The organism is Pseudoalteromonas sp. SR45-5 (assembly GCF_014163565.1).
GTDB classification, from domain to species: Bacteria; Pseudomonadota; Gammaproteobacteria; order Enterobacterales; family Alteromonadaceae; genus Pseudoalteromonas; species Pseudoalteromonas distincta.
Window position 1 is genome coordinate 1 of the sequence record NZ_JACJDN010000185.1, and the last position, 6,707, is coordinate 6,707.

The 6,707-nt window shown below is 39.2% G+C and carries 6 protein-coding genes, 1 pseudogene and 1 riboswitch; of the genes and pseudogenes, 5 read left to right on the top strand and 2 right to left on the bottom strand.

Annotated elements, in window-relative coordinates:
• Nucleotides 1-435, top strand: a pseudogene (locus H5072_RS08905) (LD-carboxypeptidase); the annotation flags it as partial.
• A 76-nt stretch (nucleotides 436-511) separates the two neighbouring features.
• Nucleotides 512-683: riboswitch (FMN riboswitch) on the top strand.
• A 246-nt stretch (nucleotides 684-929) separates the two neighbouring features.
• Nucleotides 930-1,583 carry a 3,4-dihydroxy-2-butanone-4-phosphate synthase gene (gene ribB, locus H5072_RS08910; protein ID WP_182671740.1) on the top strand — a complete coding sequence of 218 codons (654 nt, stop codon included), beginning with the start codon at nucleotides 930-932 and terminating at the stop codon, nucleotides 1,581-1,583.
• An 80-nt stretch (nucleotides 1,584-1,663) separates the two neighbouring features.
• Here the strand turns inward: ribB and H5072_RS08915 are convergent, their stop codons facing one another.
• Both H5072_RS08915 and H5072_RS08920 read right to left on the bottom strand, forming a co-directional pair.
• Nucleotides 1,664-2,320, bottom strand: a complete 657-nt coding sequence (locus H5072_RS08915) for a nitroreductase family protein (RefSeq protein WP_182693305.1) — start codon at nucleotides 2,318-2,320, stop codon at nucleotides 1,664-1,666.
• 344 nt (nucleotides 2,321-2,664) lie between these two features.
• A complete protein-coding gene (locus H5072_RS08920) occupies nucleotides 2,665-3,690 on the bottom strand; it encodes a zinc-binding alcohol dehydrogenase family protein (RefSeq protein ID WP_182693306.1) in 1,026 nt (341 codons plus the stop codon).
• Nucleotides 3,691-3,823: 133 nt separating this feature from the next.
• Between H5072_RS08920 and H5072_RS21470 the strand changes: the two genes are divergently transcribed.
• The 3 genes from H5072_RS21470 (at nucleotide 3,824) to H5072_RS08940 (ending at nucleotide 6,629) form a co-directional block, all read left to right on the top strand.
• Nucleotides 3,824-5,419, top strand: coding sequence for a LysR substrate-binding domain-containing protein (locus tag H5072_RS21470; protein WP_310735876.1), 1,596 nt, complete (start codon nucleotides 3,824-3,826; stop codon nucleotides 5,417-5,419).
• 79 nt (nucleotides 5,420-5,498) lie between these two features.
• The gene (locus H5072_RS08935) at nucleotides 5,499-5,912 is read left to right on the top strand and encodes a YjfI family protein (RefSeq protein ID WP_004335098.1); all 414 of its coding nucleotides are present in this window, start codon (nucleotides 5,499-5,501) and stop codon (nucleotides 5,910-5,912) included.
• Nucleotides 5,913-5,936: 24 nt separating this feature from the next.
• Nucleotides 5,937-6,629: a PspA/IM30 family protein gene (locus H5072_RS08940; protein ID WP_004335088.1), complete on the top strand. Its 693-nt coding sequence runs from the start codon at nucleotides 5,937-5,939 to the stop codon at nucleotides 6,627-6,629.
• Nucleotides 6,630-6,707 lie beyond the last annotated feature (78 nt).

A 6,707-nucleotide genomic window follows, 5' to 3' on the forward strand; every position in this document is an offset into this window, starting at 1 on the left:
GAAATGTCTGGCCGGTTATTTGGTGGGTGTTTAGATACCGTAGGTTTATTGCTCGACTCGCCATTTTTAGCGCTGCATGAGTTTAAAAAGGACAGTGCGCCCGAAGGGCTTATTTTATACCTCGAAAATTCAGAACTTACACCAACAACCGTTGCACGATTTTTACTGTCATTAAAATTAGCCGGAATATTTGATGATATCAATGGCTTGGTTTTAGGGCGAAGTGAAATAACACAAGGTCATTACGATGCCTTTGATTATCGCCATGCGTTAGATATAGCGCTAGGTGGGTGTTTATTTCCTGTAATTTTTGATGCCGATATAGGGCACGTTCAACCTAACTTAAATTTGGTCAATGGTGCTACCTGTACGCTAGTTGCTGATATAAATGAAGGTATAGTAGATCGCGCATCGTTAAATATTCAACTTTCGTAGTTTTTATTGTATTTAGTTTTGAAAAACAAATAAATACAAGCGTATAATATGCCTACAGTAAGTGCTAATGCTTACTGTAAATTCTCAGGGCAGGGTGAAATTCCCCACCGGCGGTATGTTTAATGTTTTTTATGACTTAAACGAGCCCGCGAGCGCTTTATTTAACTTATTTTAGGTTAAGTAAAGGTCAAGCAGATCTGGTGAGATGCCAGAGCCGACGGTTACAGTCCGGATGAAAGAGAATATGGCTTATTATACTAAAACCAATTTAATTAAAAACATGATCCTTGTATCGCGTTAATTGAGCTATTTTTCTTTGCGCTATATTTAGTCACTAATTTAATGTTATTGGTATAACAGTGTGCGCTGCATTTTGCTGCGTGCTTTTTGTTATTTTATTTAAGCTATTTTGGTAGTGATCGCTTTAAATTTAAGTGATGTATTACTGATCCTTTCACAGTCCTGAATCTATTATTTTTATTTGGAATATAATGATGATTCAGTCTCTACTTACTCAATTCGGCGAAAGCCATACCCGCGTACAAAGCGCAATCACTGCACTACAGCAAGGCCAAGGCGTACTTGTCGTTGATGATGAAAACCGTGAAAATGAAGGCGACTTTGTTTTTTCAGCTGAGCACCTAACGACTTCTCAAATGGCCGAAATGATCCGCGAAGGCAGCGGTATTGTTTGTTTATGCATGGGGGATGAGCGCATTAAACAGCTCGACTTACCGCAAATGGTAGCTAACAATACGAGTCAAAATAACACCGCTTATACAGTCACTATTGAAGCTAAGCATGGCGTAACAACAGGCGTATCTGCTGCTGATAGAGTAACTACTATAAAAGCAGCGACAGCGGATAATGCAAAACCAAGTGATTTATCCCGCCCAGGGCATGTATTTGGTTTAAAGGCACAAACGGGTGGCGTATTAGTGCGTCGCGGTCATACCGAAGCATCCGTTGATTTAATGCAACTTGCCGGCTTAAAACCATTTGGCGTAATTTGCGAACTAACAAATCCTGATGGTTCAATGGCGCGCTTACCTGAGGTGAGTGATTATGCTAATAAACATAATATGACCGTTGTTTCTATTGAAGATTTAGTGCAATACATTCAGGCTGCACAGCGCAAAGTAAGTTAAACTGCTTTAAAGCAAAAAAACCACTTATTTAAATAAGTGGTTTTTTAATATTGTTATCATTTAAGTTTATAACGTATTACTTATAAAACCTGAATAACTTGCTCTTTTGCTAAGCGAGATTTAGGTAATTTAGCATTATAATCTTCAGCGCTATCATGATAGCCAAGTACTAATGCCACGTCGCATACGTAACCATCAAGTTCTTTTTCAAAGACTTCGCCAATCAGCTCGGCATCTACGCCTTCCATTGGGGTTGAATCAATGCCTAAACGTGCAGCGGCATGCATAGTGTTACCCAGTGCAATGTAAGTTTGTGCTTTAGTCCACTCTTCATTAACGCCTTGCTCATCAGTATTCATATCAACAAACGCATAAGCACCAAAAGCTTGTTCGCGATTTTCTGCTTTAGTACGGCCATTTTTAATATCTGCATCAATAACTTGTGCGTAGTCATCGCGGGTATATTTAGGATTGTTAGCGAATAATATTATATGCGAAGCTGTTTTAATATGTGGCTGGTTAAACGCAAATTTATTAGCAAATGTACTATGCATACGCTCTTTAGCCTCATCTGATTCAATTACGATGAATTTCCAAGGCTGCGAGTTAATAGATGATGGAGATAGGCGCATAGCTTCGTAAATAACGGCTAAATCGTCTTGAGATACACGTTTCGTTGCATCGTAACGTTTTGCTGTGTAACGCTTTTCTAAGTCATTAATAATAGGGTGAGTCATTAGTTTCTCCATTGAGTAGGTGTTTTACCAGTATTTACTATGTTGAGTCAGTTTTAGTAAAAACAAACCCTTTTAAAAATTTATTACAAAAATAATATCGTGTTTTTAAATCACTCTACTTATTTAATTCAATTGATATCTACGTAAAGTAAAGCCTATCAATATAGCTAGGTACGGATAGTAGTGGGTTATTACAATATGATAAACAGGTATATGGTTGAATCATTATCAAATATTATTAGGTAATAGTTTATTTAATAAATATAAATACAGCCATAACCACCCCGAAATATTGGCTGAAGACACCAATTACATTGGTGCCTTCAATTAATTCAGGCAGCGCGTTAAAAACCTTCCAACACTATTTTGCCAATAGAGCGACCTTCTTCAAGTTCTGCGTGTGCAATACGCAGGTTAGCCGCATTTATAATGCCTAGATTTTTACCAATAGTTGTTTGAATATGGCCCTGGTCAATTAACTCAGCAACATGATTTAATAACTTGCTTTGCTCAATTAAATCTTTGGCATTAAACATTGAGCGGGCAAACATAAATTCCCAATGTAGCGATAAGCTCTTCATTTTTAATTTACTAACATCTAATGACTCAGGATCGTCAATCATTGCAATTTTACCAAATGGTGTAAGTACCTCTGTATACGCTTCAAAGTAAGTATCAGTACTGTGCAGACTTGCTACATGTGTTACCGAGCCAATGTTTAATGCGTCAATTTGAGCGGGTAATGGTTTTGTATGATCAACAACATAATCTGCGCCTAGTTTTTTAACCCATGCTTGTGAGCTTTCACGCGATGCAGTGGCAATCACTGTTGCACCAGTAATCGCTTTAGCAAGCTGGATAAAAATTGAGCCAACGCCGCCTGCGGCACCTGTTACTAAAATAACTTCGTCTGATTTTGTTTTTGCATCAGCTGCTTGTTTTACAATGTTTAAATGCTCAAATAATAATTCGTACGCTGTTATTGCAGTAAGGGGTAATGCAGCAGCTTCAGCATCGTTTAAGCTTTGTGGTTTGAACCCTACAATGCGCTCATCCACTAATTGAAATTCTGCATTACTACCTGGGCGGGTAATATCACCTGCGTAGTAAACAGCATCGCCAGGTTTAAATGCCGTTACAGCATCGCCGATGGCAACAACTTCACCAACAGCATCCCAACCAATAACTTTTATTTCACCATCAGCAGGGGGCATAGATGCACGCACTTTGTAATCTGCTGGGTTAACTGCAATAGCTTTAACTTTAATTAATAAATCACGACCTGTTGCAACTGGCTGTGGTAATTCAACATCAATTAACGATTCAGGGTTAGAAACAGGAAGAGATTTTTTATAACCAACGGCTTTCATAATAAGTGTCCTAATTTGTTTACATATAAGCTGCAAGCCATGCTTTGGCTAGCTGATGGATATATAGTAGACCTTGCTTTAATATAGATAAACCACATAATTGTTGAATCATTATCAAATATAAATAGATAATATGAGCATAGAAGATTTAAAACTTATTTTAAAAGTCGCTGAGTTTAGAAGTATTACGCTCGCAGCTGCTAAGTTAGATATGCGTACAGCCACAGCAAGCGCGGCTATTAAACGTGTTGAGGCAGCCCTTGGTAGTGAGCTATTTGTTCGTACAACACGTCATTTAAGGTTATCGGCTGCTGGGGAGCGCTACATACCACAATGTGAGCAGGCTTTAGCTGTACTTGAGCTTGCAAAGCAAAATCTAAAAGGTGAGCACGACGAAATTGAAGGGGAGTTGCGTGTTGCCCTTTCATCTGACTTAGGCCGTAACTTAGTGATCCCATGGATTGATGAACTCATGGACACTTATCCAAAGCTAAGTTTAAGAACGCATATAAGTGATAGTAATATCGACTTTTACCGTGACTCAGTTGATATAGCGCTTCGTTATGGCTCACCTAATGATGCTAGCGTTTATGGATTCAAAATTTGTAACGTACCGCGCTTGTTATGTGCAACTGACGAATATCTCTTACAAAACGGGGCTCCCATGCATCCCGATGATTTAGCGTCGCATCAAGGTTTGTTTTATCAGTTGCAGGATATTATAAATAATACGTGGGAATTCACCGATGGTGAGTCAAAATATAAAGTTAAAATGAATGGCAGGCGCGCCTCAAACGATGGCGATTTAGTAAGGCGCTGGTGCGTTGCTGGTAAAGGCTTGGCTGTAATAACCGAAAGGTTAAGCAAAAACCAACCTCAGCCAATCACCGATTTATATTTAAATGGGCGTTTGCAGTTCTCAAGTATTGATGAACAAATATATCATTCAATGCTGGTTTACCCTGCAATGCTTGCCTCTAACAGACACGACCGTGTATTAATAATTGGTGGTGGTGACGGGCTTGCACTTAGAGATGTTTTAAAATGGCCTGTAAGCGAAGTAACGCTAATAGATTTAGACGCGCAGCTTCTCAATTTATTTGGCCATAAAGACGGTGACTTTACGCCCCCAGAGCACATCAATAAGCGATTACTACAGCTAAACAATAAATCGATGCAAGACTCGCGAGCCAACATAATTGTGGGTGATGCATTTTTAGAAGTTGAAAAGCTGCTTGATCAATCTAAGCAGTTCGACACTATCTTAATTGATTTACCGGACCCAAATCACCCTGATCTAAATAAAATGTACAGTGACTACTTTTATAATCATGTACGTCAGTTATTAGCACCCGATGGCGCAATGGCGGTTCAATCAACTTCACCTTACCACGCTAAAAAAGCGTTTTTAAGCATTGCTAAAACAGTTAAAGCCGCAGGGTTTGGCTATGTTGAGCAGTATCAGCAAAACATACCTTCGTTTGGGCAGTGGGGCTGGACTATAGCCACTAAAATGGGTCAGTCGGCCAGTGGCCGTATTAATGATGCGACGGCTATGCCTGTGCCATCAAGGTGGATTAGTAAAGAATATTTATTGGCAAGCTTTGTATTTCCTAACCACTACTTTGAACAAGTTAAAAGTATTGAGGTCAATAGGTTAGGATCTGGTCAGTTGTATGATTACTACCGAACTGCATGGCAAATAGAAAGCGAATTGTATAAAAACTAACAAAACATGGTTGACATAATATGTCGGCCGTGAGAATCTTAACTCAGACATAATATGTCAAACGACAAAAGGCAGAGACATGGAATTAAATGAACTTTCAATAAAATTAGCTTCTTTTGAAACTGAAGGCGCTAACTTTGAGTCTTTCTTGATTGCCAACCCTGGCGAGCAAGATGTTTTACAAGTCATTGTTGATGGAAATGATGAACTTCCAATTTTTGTTACACAAACGCAAGAGCAGTTGTTATGTATTAGCTACTTGTTTGACGAAGATGAAGTTAAGAGTGAATTACGCAACGAGTTAAACGAAACATTACTACGTTTAAACGTGCCAATTCCACTGAGTGCATTTGCTAAAATCGATAACAAATACGCGATTTTTGGTGCACTGTCGGTAAATTCATCATTAGATGACGTTACCCACGAACTAGTGACATTAGCCGATAACGCTATCGATGCACTAGAAGCCGTGACCTTGTATTTAAACGATTAATAGCCAGTTAGTGGAGTTAAGATTATGAGTATTTTAAAAAAATTATTTACAGCAGTACGTGGCGGCGCTCGTGAAGCAGGCGAAGCAATTGTAGACAAAAATGGCATCCGTATTTTTGAGCAAGAAATTGCAGACGCGCAAAATGCACTTCACCGCGCTAAAAAAAGCCTTACAGAAGTAATGGCTAAAGAAATGCAAACTAAGCGTAAAATTAGCGCTGTAGATGCATCAATCGCGGAACACGAAGCGTATGCAGGCCAAGCTCTTGAAAAGGGCAACGAAGCGTTAGCATTAGAAATTGCAGAAAAAATTGGTGACTTTGAAGCTGAAAAAGCCGAAAACGAGCAAGTATTATCTGGCTTTAGTAACCATATTGTTGCGCTTAAGCAGCAAGTTAAAGATGCTGAAAAATCGATTAAAGAGAATCAACGCCAGCTTACAATGGTTAAAACCACTGAAAGCGTACAGCAAGCAACAATGGCTGTTAACAGCACGCTTAATACAAACAGCTCGTCTATGACATCGGCTCGTCAATCGCTTGAACGTATTAAACAGCGTCAACAAGATCGTAGCGACCAGCTAGGTGCTGCAAAGCAACTTGAGTCAGACGTAAATGGCGATGACTTAAAAGCAAAAATGGCTGAAGCAGGCATTGGCGACACAAGTCCAAAAAGTGCTGATATTTTAGCTCGCATCAAAGCGAAGCAAAATAGCTAACCATTACGTTTATACTTTAAAAAGGTAACCGAGTTTTGCTCAGTTACCTTTTTTGCTTAGAAGGCAGCCTTCCTATGT

Bases quoted from the DNA above. Each gene is read 5' to 3' on its own strand.
- ribB (WP_182671740.1), top strand. From the start codon at position 930: ATGATTCAGTCTCTACTTACTCAATTCGGCGAAAGCCATACCCGCGTA.
- H5072_RS08915 (WP_182693305.1), bottom strand. From the start codon at position 2,320: ATGACTCACCCTATTATTAATGACTTAGAAAAGCGTTACACAGCAAAA.
- H5072_RS08920 (WP_182693306.1), bottom strand. From the start codon at position 3,690: ATGAAAGCCGTTGGTTATAAAAAATCTCTTCCTGTTTCTAACCCTGAA.
- H5072_RS21470 (WP_310735876.1), top strand. From the start codon at position 3,824: ATGAGCATAGAAGATTTAAAACTTATTTTAAAAGTCGCTGAGTTTAGA.
- H5072_RS08935 (WP_004335098.1), top strand. From the start codon at position 5,499: ATGGAATTAAATGAACTTTCAATAAAATTAGCTTCTTTTGAAACTGAA.
- H5072_RS08940 (WP_004335088.1), top strand. From the start codon at position 5,937: ATGAGTATTTTAAAAAAATTATTTACAGCAGTACGTGGCGGCGCTCGT.